Annotated in this window: 16 protein-coding genes; 4 read left to right on the top strand and 12 right to left on the bottom strand. The window is 65.8% G+C overall.

Annotation, left to right across the window (positions count from 1 at the left end; genetic code table 11):
- Positions 1-31: 31 nt before the first annotated feature.
- Positions 32-352 carry a GIY-YIG nuclease family protein gene (locus NEF64_RS04270; RefSeq protein ID WP_056407513.1) on the top strand — a complete coding sequence of 107 codons (321 nt, stop codon included), beginning with the start codon at positions 32-34 and terminating at the stop codon, positions 350-352.
- A gap of 93 nt (positions 353-445) precedes the next feature.
- Here the strand turns inward: NEF64_RS04270 and NEF64_RS04265 are convergent, their stop codons facing one another.
- Positions 446-1,963: a CoA-acylating methylmalonate-semialdehyde dehydrogenase gene (locus tag NEF64_RS04265; RefSeq protein WP_056407281.1), complete on the bottom strand. Its 1,518-nt coding sequence runs from the start codon at positions 1,961-1,963 to the stop codon at positions 446-448.
- A 94-nt stretch (positions 1,964-2,057) separates the two neighbouring features.
- On the opposite strand from NEF64_RS04265, the gene NEF64_RS04260 reads away from it, so the two are divergent.
- Entirely contained in the window at positions 2,058-2,942 is an 885-nt protein-coding gene (locus NEF64_RS04260) for a LysR family transcriptional regulator (protein ID WP_031394236.1), read from the top strand.
- Here the strand turns inward: NEF64_RS04260 and NEF64_RS04255 are convergent.
- A complete protein-coding gene (locus NEF64_RS04255) occupies positions 2,939-3,325 on the bottom strand; it encodes a potassium channel family protein (RefSeq protein WP_051916390.1) in 387 nt (128 codons plus the stop codon). The two genes, NEF64_RS04260 and NEF64_RS04255, sit on opposite strands and share 4 nt — an antisense overlap.
- 143 nt (positions 3,326-3,468) lie before the next feature.
- Between NEF64_RS04255 and NEF64_RS04250 the strand changes: the two genes are divergently transcribed.
- Positions 3,469-5,412 (top strand): CocE/NonD family hydrolase, encoded by a 1,944-nt coding sequence (locus NEF64_RS04250; RefSeq protein WP_056407278.1) that lies wholly within the window; start codon positions 3,469-3,471, stop codon positions 5,410-5,412.
- 111 nt (positions 5,413-5,523) lie between these two features.
- On the opposite strand, the gene NEF64_RS04245 is transcribed toward NEF64_RS04250, so the two are convergent.
- The 10 genes from NEF64_RS04245 to NEF64_RS04200 form a co-directional block, all read right to left on the bottom strand.
- Positions 5,524-6,378, bottom strand: coding sequence for a pirin family protein (locus NEF64_RS04245; protein WP_056407276.1), 855 nt, complete (start codon positions 6,376-6,378; stop codon positions 5,524-5,526).
- A 1-nt stretch (position 6,379) separates the two neighbouring features.
- Positions 6,380-6,946 carry an NADPH-dependent FMN reductase gene (locus NEF64_RS04240; protein ID WP_056407274.1) on the bottom strand — a complete coding sequence of 189 codons (567 nt, stop codon included), beginning with the start codon at positions 6,944-6,946 and terminating at the stop codon, positions 6,380-6,382.
- A gap of 132 nt (positions 6,947-7,078) precedes the next feature.
- Positions 7,079-8,116: a radical SAM protein gene (locus NEF64_RS04235; RefSeq protein WP_236701606.1), complete on the bottom strand. Its 1,038-nt coding sequence runs from the start codon at positions 8,114-8,116 to the stop codon at positions 7,079-7,081.
- Positions 8,117-8,182: 66 nt separating this feature from the next.
- Positions 8,183-8,731 carry a response regulator transcription factor gene (locus NEF64_RS04230; RefSeq protein ID WP_197975339.1) on the bottom strand — a complete coding sequence of 183 codons (549 nt, stop codon included), beginning with the start codon at positions 8,729-8,731 and terminating at the stop codon, positions 8,183-8,185.
- Positions 8,728-10,077 (bottom strand): ATP-binding protein, encoded by a 1,350-nt coding sequence (locus tag NEF64_RS04225; protein WP_107045234.1) that lies wholly within the window; start codon positions 10,075-10,077, stop codon positions 8,728-8,730. Before NEF64_RS04225 ends, NEF64_RS04230 begins: the two co-directional genes overlap by 4 nt.
- A gap of 36 nt (positions 10,078-10,113) precedes the next feature.
- Positions 10,114-10,830 (bottom strand): SURF1 family protein, encoded by a 717-nt coding sequence (locus NEF64_RS04220; protein ID WP_031395869.1) that lies wholly within the window; start codon positions 10,828-10,830, stop codon positions 10,114-10,116.
- Positions 10,830-11,231 carry a cytochrome o ubiquinol oxidase subunit IV gene (gene cyoD / locus NEF64_RS04215; protein WP_031395868.1) on the bottom strand — a complete coding sequence of 134 codons (402 nt, stop codon included), beginning with the start codon at positions 11,229-11,231 and terminating at the stop codon, positions 10,830-10,832. The genes NEF64_RS04220 and cyoD overlap by 1 nt, the downstream gene beginning before the upstream one ends.
- Complete coding sequence (cyoC, locus tag NEF64_RS04210; protein ID WP_042467557.1) at positions 11,228-11,872, bottom strand: cytochrome o ubiquinol oxidase subunit III; 645 nt, start codon at positions 11,870-11,872, stop codon at positions 11,228-11,230. The genes cyoD and cyoC overlap by 4 nt, the downstream gene beginning before the upstream one ends.
- Positions 11,873-11,876: 4 nt before the next feature.
- The gene (gene cyoB / locus NEF64_RS04205) at positions 11,877-13,877 is read right to left on the bottom strand and encodes a cytochrome o ubiquinol oxidase subunit I (protein WP_031395866.1); all 2,001 of its coding nucleotides are present in this window, start codon (positions 13,875-13,877) and stop codon (positions 11,877-11,879) included.
- 10 nt (positions 13,878-13,887) lie between these two features.
- Complete coding sequence (locus NEF64_RS04200; RefSeq protein WP_051916611.1) at positions 13,888-15,099, bottom strand: ubiquinol oxidase subunit II; 1,212 nt, start codon at positions 15,097-15,099, stop codon at positions 13,888-13,890.
- Positions 15,100-15,319: 220 nt separating this feature from the next.
- Here NEF64_RS04200 and NEF64_RS04195 point away from each other — a divergent pair, with 220 nt between their 5' ends.
- Positions 15,320-16,648 carry an MFS transporter gene (locus NEF64_RS04195; protein ID WP_031395864.1) on the top strand — a complete coding sequence of 443 codons (1,329 nt, stop codon included), beginning with the start codon at positions 15,320-15,322 and terminating at the stop codon, positions 16,646-16,648.
- Positions 16,649-16,840 lie beyond the last annotated feature (192 nt).

The raw sequence follows: 16,840 nt of genomic DNA, 5'->3' as shown, positions 1-16,840 counted from the left end.
TTTCGTCAGGATGACGGGGTGGGGGAAGGATATGGCTAGGCAACCCGCGGTCTATATCATGGCGAGCTGGCGCAACGGAACGCTGTACATCGGCGTCACGTCCGACCTGATGGCGCGGATCGTTCAGCACCGCGATGGCATGTTCGACGGGTTCTCAAAGCGATACGGCGTGAACCGGCTGGTTTGGTTTGCGATGGCGGACACGATGGACACGGCGATCACACGCGAGAAGCAGCTGAAGGTCTGGAAACGGTCGTGGAAGACCACGCTGATCGAGACGGACAACCCAACCTGGCGCGATCTGGCCGAGGACTGGGGCTTCGACCCCCTCCCCACCCCTCCGTCATCCTGACGAAAGTCAGGATCCAGAGCCACAGGCGTTGCGCTCCGTAACTCTGGATCCTGGATCAAGTCCAGGATGACGGGGAGGGAGTGACGCACCCGATCACCCCATCGTCGGAATGACGAACGCGTTGGCGGCATCACCCACCCCGCCGTCAGGCCAGCGCTGCGTGATCGTCTTGACCTTGGTCCAGAACTTCACGCCCTCCATGCCGTGCTGGTTGGTGTCGCCGAACGCCGAACGCTTCCAGCCGCCGAACGTGTGATACGCCACCGGCACCGGGATCGGCACGTTGATGCCGACCATGCCGACGTTAACCCGCGCCGCGAACTCGCGCGCGGCGTGGCCGTTGCGCGTGAAGATCGCGACGCCGTTGCCATATTGATGCTCGCTCGGCAGCCGCACCGCCTCCTCGAAATCCTTGGCGCGGACGATCTGGAGGACCGGCCCGAAGATCTCTTCCTTGTACGCCGACATGTCCGTCGTCACGTGATCGAACAGCGACGGGCCGATGAAGAATCCCTTCTCATGCCCCTGAAGCTCGAACCCGCGCCCGTCGACGACCAGTTCCGCACCCTCGTCGACACCCGTCTGGATCCAGTTCTCGATCCGGCTGCGATGCGCCGCGTTCACGACCGGCCCGTAATGCGCGTCATTGTCGGTCGAGACGCCCACGCGCAGTGCGGCAATCGCCGGGATCAGCTTCTCGCGCAAAGCAATCGCGGTCTTCTCGCCGACCGGCACGACCACCGGCAACGCCATGCACCGCTCGCCCGCGCTCCCGAACGCCGCGCCCGACAAGTCGGCGACGACCTGGTCTAGGTCCGCGTCGGGCATGACGATGCCGTGGTTCTTGGCACCGCCCATCGCCTGGACGCGCTTGCCCGCCGCGACACCGCGACGGTAGACGTAATGCGCGATGTCGGAAGACCCGACGAAGCTGACCGCCGAGATCGCCGGATGGTCGAGGATCGCGTCGACCATTTCCTTGTCGCCGTGCACGACCTGGAAGATCCCCTCGGGCAACCCCGCCTCGAGGAACAATTCGCCCAGCCGCACCGGCACCGACGGATCGCGCTCGGACGGCTTCAGGATGAACGCGTTGCCCGTCGCGATCGCGACGCCGCTCATCCACAGCGGGATCATCGCCGGGAAGTTGAACGGGGTGATGCCGGCGCCGATGCCGAGCGGCTGGCGCATTGAGTAGACGTCGATCCCAGGCCCCGCGCCCTGCGTGTACTCGCCCTTGAGAATGTGCGGGATACCGCAGCAGAACTCGATCACCTCGAGCCCGCGCTGGATATCGCCCTTCGAATCCGCGATCACCTTGCCGTGCTCGGACGACAGCAGCCGCGCGAGTTCGTCCATGTTCGCCTCGACGAGCCGCTTGAACTCGAACATCACGCGCGCGCGGCGCTGCGGGTTCGTCGCTGCCCAGCCCGGCTGCGCCTTCTGCGCGGCGGCGACAGCGGCATCGAGGTCCGCCTGCGTGCCGAGCGTCACGCGCGCCTGGATCTCGCCGCTGTTGGGATCGAACACGTCACCTGTGCGCCCGCCGCCGGAGGGCGGCCCGCCCGCGGTGCCGCCTGCGATCAGATGCTCGATGGTGCGAACGGTCATGGCGCCTCTCCTTGTTTTGCGGCCTCTACACCACTGCCTCGCCTGCGACACAAGCGATAGACTTGCAGCCCTGAGCTGCATATTTGCAGTCTGCATGGACTGGAGCGACCTGCCGATCTTCCTTGAAGTCGCCCGCGCGCAGCAGCTTGGCCGTGCCGCGGCGAGTCTCGGCGTCGATGCGACAACGGTCGGCCGCCGCCTCCGCCGGCTCGAGACCGCGGTCGGCCAGCGGCTGTTCGAGCAGGGCCCCGACGGCCAGATCCTGACCAGCGCCGGCGAGGATCTGCTCGCGCGCGCGACCGCGATGGCGGCGATCGCATCGGACATCCGCACCCCGCCTGCGGGCCGGACCGAGGTCGACGGCACGATCCGCGTCAGCGTCGCCGAAGGGTTCGGCACCTGGTTCGTCAGCCGGCATCTCGGCACGCTCGCGCAGGCGCATCCCAAGCTCGCGGTCGATCTCGTCGCGACCAGCGGCTTCCTCAACCCGACCCGGCGCGAGACCGACGTCGCGGTCCTGCTCGCCCGCCCGCGCCGCGGCCCGTTGCGGACCCGCAAGCTCACCGACTACACGCTGCGGCTCTACGCATCGGCGGAGCATCTCGCGGCGCACGGCCCGGTGCACGGCATCGCCGACCTGCGCGACCGGCGGATGATCGGCTATGTCCCCGACATCGTCTATGCGCCCGAGCTGCGCTATCTCGACGAGATCCCGGGCGTCCGCGACCCCGTGCTGCGTTCGTCAAGCATCAACGCGCAGGCGCACATGATCGCGGCCGGCGCCGGCATCGGCGTGCTCCCCTGCTTCATCGGCGAGGCCTATCCCGGGCTTGTCGCGATCCTCCCCGACATCCGCATCAGCCGGGCCTTCTGGCTGGTCACGCACCAGGACACCGGCCGTTTCGACGCGATCCGCGCTTTTACCGACTGGCTCGTCGCGCTCGTCGGCCGCGAGCGCGCGGTGCTGGTCGCCGACTAGGGCTGACGCGGCTCACGCGAAAGGATCGCCTCGATCCGCGCGAGCGCCAGCTTGATCTCCTCCTGCTCGGCATGCGTAAAGGCGTCACTGTCGACGATCATCTTGGCCGCCATTTTCGCGGTCAGCAGCGGCACGAGGAACAGCGGCACCGCATGCATCAGCGCGACCGCGACGATCTTGCCCCCCATCGTCACCGGAAACACGTCGCCATAGCCGATCGTCATCGCGGTCACGAACGACCACCAGATGCCGACATCGACCGGCTTGCCCTCGAACGTCGCAAACAGCACCGCGCAGATCAAGATGGTCGATACATAGCCGACGATCAGGATCGGCAAGGCCTGGATGAACGGCCGCCACGATCCCTTTGCCCTGCGCGCCATGATACCCCCCGGTTGTTTCGGGGCATCATCCAGCAAGCGGCCGACATTTCAAGCGGTACGCACGCGGCTGATCGATCACGAACCCGATTGCCCCCGCGCGACAATTGCGCCTAGCTTGCCCGCATCCTCTTCCGGAGCGTTTCATGACCCTCAAGCTCGTCCTTCTTGCCTCGATCGCGCTCGCCACCGTTTCGTCGGCGCAGGTGCCCCAGACTGTTTCTGACAAGACTGCGCCTGTCGGCGGCGACGTGCCCGCGAAGTTCGTCCCCGCCACCGCCAACCGCGACTACGTCAAGCGCGAGGTGATGGTCCCGATGCGCGACGGGACGAAGCTCTACACCGTCATCGTCTATCCCAAGGGGCTGACCAACGCACCGATCGTGCTGACCCGCACGCCCTATGACGCCAAGTCGCGTGCGACGCGGATGGACAGCCCGAGCATCCTTTCGACGCTGCCGCTTGCCGACGAGATGTTCGTCAAGGGCGGGTATATCCGCGTCTATCAGGACGTCCGCGGCAAATATGGCTCGGAGGGCGAGTATGTCGTCACGCGCCCGGTGATCGGCCCGCTCAACCCGACCAAGGTCGATCATGTCACCGACGCCTATGACACGATCGACTGGCTGGTGAACAAGGCGAACCTGCCCGAATCGAACGGCCGCGTCGGCATGATCGGGTCGTCCTATGAGGGCTTCACCGTCGTCATGGCGTTGCTGAACCCGCACCCCGCGCTCAAGGCCGCGGTGCCAGAAAGCCCGATGATCGACGGCTGGATGGGCGACGACTGGTTCCATTACGGCGCGTTCCGCCTCGCCAACATCGCCTGGCTCGGCGGCCAGACCGGCTACAAGGGCGCAGGCAAGGCGCCGCCGACCGGCGGCTATGACGATTACGAGAATTTCCGCCGCATCGGCTCGGCGGGCGACTGGGCCAAGGCGTCGGGGTATGACCAGCTTCCCTATTGGCAGCGCATGGTCGCACATCCCGCCTATGACGCGTTCTGGCAGGGTCAGGCGCTCGACAAGTTGCTCGCCGCCAACCCCTCGAACGTGCCGACGCTCTGGGAACAGGGGCTGTGGGATCAGGAGGACATGTACGGTGCGATCACCGCCTGGGAGGCGCTGAAGGCGAAGGGCAAGATGGGTAACAACCATCTCGTCATGGGTCCGTGGCGGCACAGCCAGGTCAATCGCGACGGCCGCAGCCTCGGCCCGTTCGAGTGGGACGGCGACACCGCGCAGCAGTTCCGCGAGCAGATGGTGCTGCCGATGTTCGACCAGTATCTGAAGGACGGCCCCGCGGTCACGCTGCCCGCCGCGGCGATCTACAACACCGGCGAGAATCACTGGGACAAGCTGACGACCTGGCCGCTCGCCTGCGAGAGCGGTTGTGCCGCGCCTCTCAAGCCTATCTACCTCGGCGCCGAGGGCGGGCTGGGCTTCACCAAGGCGGCGAGCGGCGGCGACAGCTATGTCTCCGACCCCGCCAAGCCCGTCCCGCATCTGCCGCGCCCGGTCAATTTCGGCGACGGCCGCTGGGGCGACTGGCTGGTCAGCGACCAGCGCGGGGTGGATGGCCGCACCGACGTGATGACCTATACGACCGAGGTGCTGACGACGCCGGTCCGCGTGTCGGGGGCACCGATCGCGGACATCTATGCCAAGACGACCGGCACCGATGCCGACTTCGTCGTCAAGGTGATCGACGTCTATCCCGACGAGGTCGCGAGCGATCCGAAGATGGGCGGCTATGAACTGCCGATCAGCCTCGACATCTTCCGTGGCCGCTACCGCGACAGCTTCGCCAAACCGAGTGCGATTCCTGCCGGCAAGACGCAGCGCTACAAGTTCCGCCTGCCGACCGTGAACCACGTGTTCCAGCCGGGGCACCGGATCATGGTGCAGGTCCAGTCGAGTCTGTTCCCGCTCTACGACCGCAACCCTCAGACCTTCGTTCCCAACATCTTCCTTGCGAAGAAGGCGGACTACAAGAAGGCGACGGTGACGATCGAACGCGGCGGCGCGACGGCCAGCGCGGTGTGGCTGCCGGTGGTCGCGGTCGACCAGTCGGCCGTGCTGGCGAAGTAACTTCTTCGTCATTCCCGCGAAGGCGGGAACCCAGACTGGCTGGCCTCACGGCATCGTTAGCAAGGCCAGCCAGTCTGGATCCCCGCCTCCGCGGGGATGACGGTTATGGGTTCAGGCGATAACCGGCGCAGCCCCGAACAGCCCCGCCTGGTAATCGCGGATCGCTTCGCCGATCTCCTCGCGCGTCGTCATCACGAACGGCCCGTGCGCGACCACCGGCTCGTCGATCGGATCGGCATGGCCGAACACCAGCCGCACCGGCCCCGCCGCCGCGACCTCGATCGTATCGCCGTCTTCGTCGAACGTGACGAGGTGCCACGGCTCCACGACCGTCCCGCTGACCTCCGGCCGCCCCTCGATCACATAGAAGAACACGCTGCGACCCTGCGGTGCCGGCAGTGTAACCCGCCGCCCCGCGGCCAGCTCGACCGTCATCATCGCGACGCCGGTCAGCGACTCGACCGGCCCCGCCTGCCCTTCAAACGTCCCCGCGATGACATTCACGACACCGCCGTCGACCGCGACAGCCGGAATATCCTCGCGCTGGAGCCCGGTATAAGCGGGCTTGGTCATCTTCAGCCGCCCCGGCAGGTTGACCCATAGCTGCAGGATCTCGAGCGGCCCGCCGTCGCGCTTGAACGACGCGGGCGAGACCTCCGCATGGATCAGCCCCGACCCCGCGGTCATCCACTGCACCCCGCCCGCCTGCATCACGCTTTCGTGCCCGCCGCTGTCGAGATGCGCCATCGCGCCGCTCAGGATGAAGCTGACCGTTTCGAACCCGCGATGCGGATGCGGTCCGAACGGCAGGCCGTTATTGCCGGGCCGATAGGTCTGCGGCCCATGATGGTTGACGAACAGGAACGGATCGACCTGCGGCAGCTGCGGCCCCGGCAGCGGGCGCCGCGTGACGAGATCGGCGATGTCGTCACGCTGGGCGGGATAGGTCCGCAGCACGCGCCGCATCTCAGTTCGCCTCGCGCACGGCCGATGCGGGCCGTTCGATCTCCGCCAGCAGGGCGTCGATACCGCTCAACAGGAAGTCGAGCGTCGACGTGTCGCTCAGCCGCCCGTCGGCGATCTTCTCGTGCACCGAACCGATCACCGATTGCGGCCGCAGCAGCGTGCGCGCGCCGATCGACGCCAGCGTCTCGTTCAGCTGCGCCTGCGCGCGCGCGCCGCCGACCGCGCCCGGCGACGAGGTCAGCGTGAACACCGGCTTCCCCGTCAGCGTCGCCTTGCCATAAGGCCGCGACGCCCAGTCGAGCGCGTTCTTCAGCACGCCGGGCATGCCGTGATTATATTCGGGCGACGCGATCACGATCCCGTCCGCCTCACCGATGGCCGCCCGCAGCGCGGCGACCGCCTCGGGGGGCGTGTCGGTATCGGCATCCTGATCGTACATCGGGATCGGGTTGAGCGGGAAGATCCGCAGTGTCGCCTTGTCCCCCAGCGCGTCAGCGAGCGAATTGAGGATCGCGGCGTTGAACGACTGGCGGCGCAGGCTGCCGGAAATACCAAGAAGGACGGGCATGCAATAATCTCCTGTTGTCACGCGCGAGCGCCGGGCGACGGCGCGCGCAAGATCTTGGTATTCAGATAGGCGACGGCACCGGCGCCCACCAGCGCAGGGTCGGCAACGCTGTGTTGCCCGGTTGGACGGCGATCAGGTCCAGTAGAGGATCCGCGCCTCGGGCAGGCGCGCCGCGATCTCGTCGGCAAAGAAGGCGCGCAACGCCCGCATCGTGTCCGCATCATAGACATATTTGACCGAGCCGAACTTGGTGCGCTTCTCGGTGCGGTTCGCCATGCCGAGATCGAGCGACGAGCCGGGATACCAGGTCTGCAGCACCGCCTTGGACCCGGGTGTGTAGCGATGCGTGATCAGCTCGATCGTGAGGTCCGGGATATCGCCGAGCACCTGCCCCGCCTGCGCGATCAGCTCGGCATAGGCGTCGCGCCATCCCTCGGCGGCGATGATCGGCGCGATCGTCAGCCCGATCTTGTAGCCCGCATCCGCCATCCGGCGCAGCGCGACCAGCCGGGCTGCGACCGGGCTCGTGCCGCCCTCGAACCGCGCATAGCCGGCGGGGTTGATCGAGGCGCGCATCCGCGTCCGTCCTGCGTGATCGAGCGCGAGCAGCGGCTCGACCGCGTCGAACTTCGTCGTGAAGCGCAGCTGCACGTCCGCCTCCCACGCGCCGAAATGCGCGATCAGCGCGGACAGCGACCCGGTGACATGATCGATCGCGAGCGGATCGGTGTAACAGGACGCCTCGAACGTCGTGCCCTCATGCGCGCGCGTGGCGGAGCGCGACGTGACTGTCCCCTGGCCGAGATGCGCAGGAAGCTCGGCCAGGATCTCGGGCAGGTTCGCATAGACCCGCGTGATCGGCGGCCCCTTCAAAGACCCCGCGAGATAGCAATAGCCGCAATGCGCAGGGCACCCTTCGGCGAGATCGATTCGCCAGTCGGCGCTCGGCGCGATCGGCTGCAACCGGCGTTTCGACGGCGGGGCGACGACGAGCGCCAGCGTCGCCTTCGCCTGTGCATATTGCTGCCGGGGATCGTCGGGCAGGTCGAGGCGAAGACGATCGCTTGGCAGCGTCGTCACCGCCACGTCCAGCGCCCGTGCGCGCGCGACGATCTGTTCGCCATGGTCCCAGAGGAGCGACGACGGCGTCGCGAGCAGGCGCCGCGGCACCCAGAGGCGGGAGGAAGAAGGCGACACCATCGCGCCATAACGCCCGCCCCACGCCAAGCGTTGCGGCTATTTGACCGGCCGCTTCTCGAGTTTGCGCGCGAGCGTCCGGCGGTGCATGCCGAGCTGCCGCGCAGTCTCCGAGATGTTGAACCCGGTTTCCGCCAGCGTCGCGTGGATCCGCTCCCATTCGAGCGTCTTGATCGTCGCGCGGCGTTCGGTCACCGCGGTGTCGACCTTGCCCTCGGTCCGGTCGAACGCCGCCTCGATGTCGTCGGTGTTCGACGGCTTGACCAGATAATGCGAGGCGCCGAGTTTGATCGCCTCGACCGCGGTGGCGATGCTTGCAAAGCCGGTCAGCACGACGACGAGAATATCGGGATCATGCGCGTGCAGCGTCTGGACGCAGACCAGCCCCGACGCGCCGCCGAGCTTCAAGTCGACCACCGCATATTGCGGCACGTCGTCGGCGAGCAGCACGACCAGATCCTCATGGCTCGCCGCAAGCCTGACCGCATAGCCGCGCCGCTCGAACGAGCGTTTCAGCGTGCGCGCGAACGTCTCGTCGTCCTCGACGATCACGAGGCGCTTGACCGGGGGGATATCGGGCTCGCTCATTCGTCACGCTCCAGGGCGATCGCCGCCAGCGGCAGCATCAACGTCACTTCTGCGCCACCCGTCTCGCGATTGGCGACCGCCACGCTGCCCCCCAGCTTGCGCATTGCATTGACCGCGAGGAACAGGCCGAGGCCGTGGCCGGGATCGCGCTTGCTCGACTGATAGGGCTTGCCGAAGCTCGCCAGCTTGTCGCGCGTGAACCCCGGTCCGTGATCGCGCACGATCAGCGCCAGATGATCGCCCGACCGCTCGCCCGAAAACCCGACCCAGGCGGGCGATGCTTCGGCGGCATTGTCGAGCACGTTGGCGATCACCTGTTTGAGCGCGGGATCCGATACGATCAGCGGATCGTCGCCGAGCCGGCTGGTATAGTCGAACTCGACACCGGCGTGCAGCGCGCGCCAGTCCTCGACGATCGCGTCGAGGAAGACGTGGAGCGGCACGACCTCGGGCGCCTCGCCGCGCGCCTCGCCCGCCGCCAGCAGGATGTTGGTGACGATTGTCTTGCACCGCTGGACCTCGGCCTGCATCTCGCCGATCTCCTCGAGCATCCCCGCATCGGTGGCGAGCGCGGGCATCCGCTTCCAGTCGTTGAGGATGACCGCCAGCGATGCGAGCGGCGTTCCCAGTTCGTGAGCGGCGCCCGACGCGAGCAGGCCCATGCGGACGATATGATCCTCCTCCGCCGCCTGCTGGCGCAGATCCGCCAGATGCTCGTCGCGGGCGCGCAGATTGCCCGTGATCCGCGTCATGAAGAGCACCAGCAGCGTCGCGACGAGCAGGAAATTGAGCAACGACCCGACGGTGTAGAGTGCGAAATACTCGCCCGCATAATCGGTCGGCAGGGCAAGCGGACGATACCGGATCGTCAGCAGCGCGAAACACCCGCCCGTCACCCCGACGATCGCCCAGCTCGACCAGCGATCGAGCAGCACCGCGCCCAGCACGACCTGCAGCAGATACAGCGCGATGAATGGGTTGGTCGCGCCGCCACTGAGGTAGAGCTGGACGGTCAGCAACCCGACGTCGAGCAGCATCGCGAGCAGCAGCTGCGCATTCGCCCCGCGCTGCCAGCCATAGAGCCGCATGCTCGCCAGGTTGAGCGCGACCGACGCCGCCATCGCCAACAGCATCGGCACCAGCGGCAGGTCGATCCCCAGCAGGAAGCGGACCGTCAACACGGTGACCAGCTGCCCCGCCACCGCGATCCAGCGCAGCGTGACCAGCTGCCGCATGTTCGCATTGCCCGCGGCATCGGTATCCGCGCGCGCACGGCTGACCCAGGCCTGCCACCGCGAGGAATCCATCGCCAATCTCATCGTGTCGTGCGCCGTCACGCGGTCCATCTCTCCTGCGACGCGCTCAACGCGCGACGTCGCCGGTCAGCGCTTATCACGACGACGATCGTGGCGCACGAACACGACGAAGCCGATCACCGTCATCGCGGCGAGGCCGAACCATGTCAGCATGTAGACGAGATGATTGTTCGGAAATGCGATGACGGTCTGGCCACCGATCGGTGCGCCGCCCCCGACCTTGTCCGCGTCGATGAAATAGGGCGCCGTGCGGCCAAGGCCACGCGCGCCCGCGATCGCAGCGACGTCGCGCGAATACCAATTGTCGGTCGCGGGATCATTCTTGCGCAGGAAGCCGCCGCCGGGTTCGGTGATCCGCAGATAGCCCGTCACGGTGACCGGCCCGACCGGCCGCGCATAGGCGCTGCGCTGTTCGGGCGAGACATAGCCGCGGTTGACCAGAACATCGAAGCCCTGCGCAGTCCGCAGCGGCGTCATCACCCAATAGCCGCTGCCGAGCGCCGTGGCGGCGCGGACCAGCGTCGTGCGGTCATGCGCGAAGATGCCGCTTACCTGGATCCGGCGATACGCATCGCTGCTCGCCGTGATCGCCGGCCAGCGCGCTGGCCCGGGTGGCGCGACCGGTGCGGCCTGCGACCGCGCGGCCACCTGCCGGATCAGGTCGAGCTTCCATGCGCGCCGTTCGACCTGCCACACACCCAGCGCGCAGAACCCGGCGAACAGCAGCAGCGCGATGAAGCCCGCCACCCAGATCGCCGGCCGCGGCCGGGCATGCCGTGTCATCACATATCTACCGCGGCCTGCATCGGCATCATGTTGGTGTTGAGGTGATACATGACCCAGATCGAGCCGCTGAGCGTGATCACGACCAGGATGATCGTAAAGATCAGCGCCATCATCGTCCAGCCATTCTCGGACTTCCCGTTCATGTGCAGGAAGTAGATCATGTGGACGACGATCTGGATCACCGCGAACAGCATGATCACCAGTGCGGCGGTCGAGGGATCCTTGAACGCGCCGGTCATCACGGCCCAGAACGGGATCGCGGTCAGGATGACCGAGAGGAAGAACCCCTTGAGGTAGCTCTTGCGCGTCCCGTGCGACGCGTGGTCGTCGCCATGCCCGTGATCGTCATGGGCGTGGTCGGCATGCGCGTCGTGCGCGGTGGCGGGGCGGTCGGTCATCGCAGCGAACCCATCAGATAGACGAAGGTGAAGACGCCGATCCAGATGACGTCGAGGAAATGCCAGAACATGCTGAGGCACATCAGGCGGCGCTTGTTCGCGGCGATCAGGCCGTGCTTCTGCACCTGCACCATCAGCGTGACGAGCCAGATGAAGCCCATCGTCACGTGCAGGCCGTGCGTGCCGACCAGCGTGAAGAAGGACGACAGGAACGCGCTGCGGGTCGGGCCCGCGCCCTCATGGATGAGGGTGGCGAACTCGTACATTTCGATCGACAGGAAGGCGAGGCCGAACAGCCCGGTAAAGGCCAGCCACATCTGCATGATGCGCTGACGCCCTTCCTCCATCGACAGCATCGCGAAACCATAGGTGATCGACGAGAACAGCAGCATCGCAGTGTTCACCGCGACGAGCGGCAGCTCGAAGATCTCCTTGGGCGTCGGTCCGCCGGCATAGCTGGTGCCGAGCACGCCGTAAGCTGCGAACAGCACCGCGAAGATGAGGCAATCGCTCATCAGGTACATCCAGAAGCCCAGCATCGTGCTGCTGCCCTCGGGATGGTGATGCTCTTCGAGCTGATAGAACGAGAGGGGCTCACCCTTCTCGTCCAGACCGTCCTTCTTCAATGATACCGAAGACATCGCGTCAGGCTCCCTGGGTCGCGAGCATGCGGGTGCGCGCGTCCTCGCTGGCGATCACGTCCTCGACCGGGATGTAGAAGTCGCGCTTGTAGTTGAAGGTGTGGAAGATCGTCGTGGCGAAGATCCCGACCAGCGTCAGACCCGCGAGCCACCACATGTACCAGATCATCGCGAAGCCGAAGGCGATGCTGAGCACGCCCAGCACGACGCCGGTACCCGTGTTGCTCGGCATGTGGATCGCGCGGAAGCCGCTGACCGGCCGCTGATGCTTGCGGTCCTTCATGTCGTACCAGGCGTCCAGGTCATGGACGACGGGCGTGAACGCGAAGTTATAGTCGGGCGGCGGCGACGAGGTTGCCCATTCGAGCGTCCGGCCACCCCAGGGATCGCCGGTGTGATCGGCGAGCGCCTCGCGGTTGCGGATGCTGACGAAGATCTGGATCAGGAAGGCAGCGATGCCGACCGCGACCAGTGCTGCACCGAAGGCGGCGATGACGAACCAGATCTGCAGGTTCGGATCGTCGAAATAGCGCATGCGGCGGGTCACGCCCATCAGGCCAAGCACATAGAGCGGCATGAAGGCGAAGTAGAAGCCCGACACCCAGCACCAGAACGACACCTTGCCCCACTTCTCGTCCAGCTTGAAGCCGAACGCCTTCGGGAACCAGTAGTTGATCCCTGCGAACATGCCGAACAGCGTGCCGCCGATGATCACGTTATGGAAATGCGCGACCAGGAACAGCGAGTTGTGCAGCACGAAGTCGGCCGGCGGCACCGCGAGCAGGACGCCGGTCATGCCGCCGATCGTGAAGGTCACCATGAAGGCGATCGTCCACATCATCGGCAGTTCGAACCGGATCCGCCCCTTGTACATGGTGAACAGCCAGTTGAAGATCTTGGCCCCGGTCGGGATCGAGATGATCATCGTGGTGATGCCGAAGAACGAGTTGACGCTCGCCCCCGACCCCATGGTGAAGAAGTGGTGCAGCCAGACGAGATACGACAGGATCGTGATGACCAGCGTCGCATAGACCATCGAGCTGTAGCCGAAGAGGCGCTTGCCCGAGAAGGTCGAGGTGACTTCCGAGAAAATGCCGAACGCCGGCAGGACCAGGATGTAGACCTCGGGGTGACCCCAGATCCAGATCAGGTTGACGTACATCATCGGGTTGCCGCCCGCGTCGTTCGTGAAGAACGCGGTACCGATGTAACGGTCGAGCGACAGCATCGCGAGCACCGCGGTCAGCACCGGGAAGGCGGCGACGATCAGGATGTTGGTGCACAGCGCGGTCCAGGTGAAGATCGGCATCTTCATCATGCCCATGCCGGGCGCACGCATCTTGACGATGGTCGCGACCAAATTGACGCCGGACAGCAACGTTCCGATGCCCGCGATCTGGAGCGCCCATATGTAATAATCGACCCCGACATCGGGCGAATAGGCAATCCCCGACAGCGGCGGCATTGCGAGCCAGCCGGTCCGCGCGAACTCGCCGATGAACAGCGACATCATGACGATCACGGCACCCGCCGCGGTCATCCAGAAGCTGAAATTGTTGAGGAACGGGAACGACACGTCGCGCGCACCGATCTGGAGCGGGACGACATAGTTCATCAGCCCCGTGACCATCGGCATCGCCACGAAAAAGATCATGATCACGCCGTGCGCGGTGAAGACCTGGTCATAGTGATGCGCGTTGAGATAGCCTTCGCTACCCCCGAACGCCATCGCCTGCTGCAGGCGCATCATGATCGCATCGGAGAAGCCACGCAGCAGCATGACGATCGCGAGGATCATGTACATGATCCCGATCTTCTTGTGGTCGACGCTGGTGAACCACTGGTTCCACAGATAGCCCCACACCTTGAAATAGGTGAGCGCGGCCAGCAGCGCGGCACCGCCGATCGCCACCATGCCGAACGTCGCGACGACGATCGGTTCATGCAGCGGCAGCGATTCCAGCGTCAGTCGGCCGAAGATCGTCTTCAATATGGAGTCTGACATGAGCTTTTCTCTAGCCGTTCGCGACGGGGCGCGAGCCCGGCATGGTTGAGGGGGTCAGCATGGTGTGATTGCGGTTGGCAGGCGAGCCGGGCGCGGCGTTGGCGCCGTCGCGTTTTATGTCGGCTGGCGCAGACCAGTGTTTCCCGCTCCCCTTTTCGTCGCCGTCCTTCATCAAGCCGCCCTCGGGTCGGGGGCCGGCATCCTGCGGCCCGCTGCCGCCATTGACGCCGGGCATCGCCATGCCGTCATGCGGGTTCTTGCCCATCATGTCCGACATGCACGGCTTGCCGGGCTTCACGCACTGCTCGACGATCGCCTTGAACAGCGAGCTCTCGACACCGCCGAAATAGCGGACTGGCACCTTCTCGCTCGGCTTTTCGAGCTGCATGTAATTCGCACGGTTCAGACCGCCGCCGCCGTTCCGGACCTTCGCGACCCAGGCATCGAAGCCCGCGTCGGACACGCCGTGGAAACGGAAGCGCATGCCCGAAAAGCCTGCGCCGCTATAGTTGGACGAGAAGCCTTCGTAATTGCCGGGCTTGTTGATCACCGCGTGCAGCGTCGTCTCCATCCCGGGCATGGTGTAGATCATGCCGGCGAGCGCGGGGATGTAGAAGGCGTTCATGACCGACGACGAGGTCATCTTGAACCGCAGCGGGCGATCGACCGGGGCGGCCAGTTCATTGACCGTGGCGATGCCGTATTCGGGATAGATGAACAGCCACTTCCAGTCGAGCGCGACCACCTGGACGTCGAGCGGCTTGCCGCCCGTGATCGTCTGCTGGTTGCCCGCGAGCTGCCCGACCGGCGTGTTCTCGCCGATATCGCCGCTCTGCGCCGAGATGCGGCCGAGCGGACGATAGGGATCGAGCAGATGCGTGCTGGTCCAGGTCAATGCGCCGAGCGCGATGATGATCAGCAGCGGCACGCCCCAGATCAGCAGCTCGAGCCCGACCGAGTGATCCCAGGTCGGCTCGTACTTCGCGCTCTTGTTCGTCTGCCGGTAGTGATAGGCGAAGAACAGCGTCAGCGCGATCACCGGGACGATGATGATGAGCATCAGCCCGGTGGAGATGAGGACCAGGTCACGCTGCTGCACCGCAATATCGCCAGATGGCGACATCACGACCCAGTTGCATCCACTGATCAACAGCGCGGGCAGCAGGGCTGCTGCGCGTAAGAGCCAGGATCGGGGCCTGGAATTCGATAGCTCGGCGGTCATGTACTCGCCCCTACGCCGCTGTTGAATCATTCCATAGTGGACAATTTGTCCAATGGGCGCCGCACTGCAGCAAAGGCATGGCGCTCATGATGCGACAGAGATAGGTTTCTCGGTGTGACTCCGAAAGGCCCTGCCCGCAGTCGACGAAAAGGCGTATGATCGGTGCGCCGTCCGAAAAGGCCATTGGGCGGCGAGCCGCCTCACGGAAGCGAGTTTGAGAATGAGTGCACACGCCGCATCGACGTCTTTTGAAGACGATGCCCGCGATCTTCACGATCACGGGAAAAAGGTGTCGCCGGGCGAGATCGCAATCGGCGTCGTCATCGGACGCACGTCCGAATTTTTCGACTTTTTCGTCTATGCGATCGCCTCGGTCATCGTCTTCCCGACGCTGGTCTTCCCCTATGTCGACCGGCTGCAGGGGACGATCTACTCGTTCGCGGTGTTCGCGCTCGCCTTCATCGCGCGCCCGCTCGGGTCGGTGATCTTCATCGCGGTCGACCGGCTCTATGGCCGCAGCGCCAAGCTGACGATCGCGCTGTTCCTGCTCGGCACGGCGACCGTGGCGATGGGCTTCCTCCCCGGCTATGCGCAGGTCGGCAACTGGTCGGTCGTGCTGCTGTCGATCCTGCGTATCGCGCAGGGCATCGCGCTCGCGGGTGCCTGGGACGGTCTCGCCTCGCTGCTCTCGCTCAACGCTCCCGAGGGTCGCCGCGGCTGGTACGCGATGCTGCCACAGCTCGGCGCGCCGTTCGGCCTTCTGGTGGCCAGTGGCCTGTTCGCCTTTTTCGTCGCGACGCTGCCGGCCGCCGACTTCATCGACTGGGGCTGGCGCTATCCGTTCTTCGTGGCGTTCGCGATCAACGTCGTCGCGCTCTTCGCCCGTCTCCGCCTCGTCGTTACCCCTGAGTTCACGACGCTGTTCGAATCGCGTGCGCTGCAGCCGGCGCCCGTGCTCGACACGATTCGCGCGGAAGGCCGCACCATCGTGCTCGGCGCCTTCGCCCCGCTCGCCAGCTTCGCGCTGTTCCACATGGTGACGGTGTTCCCGCTGTCGTGGATCGTGCTGTTCACGCGCGAGACGCCAGGCCGGTTCCTGACGATCGAAGTGATCGGCGCGGCAATCGGCCTGTGCGCGACGCTCGTGTCGGGACTGCTCGCGGATCGCATCGGTCGCCGTACGCTGCTCGGCAGCACCGCGGTGCTGATCGCGCTGTTCGCGATCGGCGCGCCGATGCTGCTCGACGGCGGCGCGACCGGTGAGTGGGTGTTCATGATCGTTGGCTTCGCGCTGTTCGGCCTGTCGTTCGGCCAGTCGTCGGGCTCGCTCGCGACCAGCCTCGGCAAGACGCACCGTTATACCGGGTCGGCGCTGACGACCGATCTGGCCTGGCTGTTCGGTGCGGGCTTCGCCCCGCTCGCCGCACTGCTCCTGTCGAGCAAGCTCGGCCTCGCTGCCAGCGGCGCCTATCTGTTCTCGGGTGCGGTCTGCACGCTGATCGCGCTTGGCGTGAACAAGGAACTGGCGAAGCGCGCCAACGAGGGCTGAGCCACCCCCCGGGCCGGCTTAAAGCTGCCCGCCAATCCAAGACTGCCCGACTGACGTCACTCGCCGCCCCCGCGGCGGGTGACGTTACGGTTTTCAGCCCCTGTCGAAACCCTACCCGGCGGTACAAAAGGCGATTGACGCCCGCCTGCGCTTACTATACCGAGCGGTATCGAAGACGATCGGGGTCCTGGG

This window comes from Sphingomonas aerolata, assembly GCF_023935825.1.
Taxonomy (GTDB): domain Bacteria; phylum Pseudomonadota; class Alphaproteobacteria; order Sphingomonadales; family Sphingomonadaceae; genus Sphingomonas; species Sphingomonas aerolata.
Note: the sequence above shows the minus strand (reverse complement) of the source record. Positions and strands in the feature narration are given on the sequence as shown.

Bases quoted from the DNA above. Each gene is read 5' to 3' on its own strand.
- NEF64_RS04195 (WP_031395864.1), top strand. From the start codon at position 15,320: ATGAGTGCACACGCCGCATCGACGTCTTTTGAAGACGATGCCCGCGAT.
- NEF64_RS04200 (WP_051916611.1), bottom strand. From the start codon at position 15,099: ATGACCGCCGAGCTATCGAATTCCAGGCCCCGATCCTGGCTCTTACGC.
- NEF64_RS04220 (WP_031395869.1), bottom strand. From the start codon at position 10,830: ATGACACGGCATGCCCGGCCGCGGCCGGCGATCTGGGTGGCGGGCTTC.
- NEF64_RS04250 (WP_056407278.1), top strand. From the start codon at position 3,469: ATGACCCTCAAGCTCGTCCTTCTTGCCTCGATCGCGCTCGCCACCGTT.
- NEF64_RS04255 (WP_051916390.1), bottom strand. From the start codon at position 3,325: ATGGCGCGCAGGGCAAAGGGATCGTGGCGGCCGTTCATCCAGGCCTTG.
- NEF64_RS04245 (WP_056407276.1), bottom strand. From the start codon at position 6,378: ATGCGGCGCGTGCTGCGGACCTATCCCGCCCAGCGTGACGACATCGCC.
- NEF64_RS04225 (WP_107045234.1), bottom strand. From the start codon at position 10,077: ATGGACCGCGTGACGGCGCACGACACGATGAGATTGGCGATGGATTCC.
- NEF64_RS04270 (WP_056407513.1), top strand. From the start codon at position 32: ATGGCTAGGCAACCCGCGGTCTATATCATGGCGAGCTGGCGCAACGGA.
- NEF64_RS04260 (WP_031394236.1), top strand. From the start codon at position 2,058: ATGGACTGGAGCGACCTGCCGATCTTCCTTGAAGTCGCCCGCGCGCAG.
- cyoC (WP_042467557.1), bottom strand. From the start codon at position 11,872: ATGTCTTCGGTATCATTGAAGAAGGACGGTCTGGACGAGAAGGGTGAG.
- NEF64_RS04240 (WP_056407274.1), bottom strand. From the start codon at position 6,946: ATGCCCGTCCTTCTTGGTATTTCCGGCAGCCTGCGCCGCCAGTCGTTC.
- NEF64_RS04230 (WP_197975339.1), bottom strand. From the start codon at position 8,731: ATGAGCGAGCCCGATATCCCCCCGGTCAAGCGCCTCGTGATCGTCGAG.
- cyoB (WP_031395866.1), bottom strand. From the start codon at position 13,877: ATGTCAGACTCCATATTGAAGACGATCTTCGGCCGACTGACGCTGGAA.
- NEF64_RS04265 (WP_056407281.1), bottom strand. From the start codon at position 1,963: ATGACCGTTCGCACCATCGAGCATCTGATCGCAGGCGGCACCGCGGGC.
- cyoD (WP_031395868.1), bottom strand. From the start codon at position 11,231: ATGACCGACCGCCCCGCCACCGCGCACGACGCGCATGCCGACCACGCC.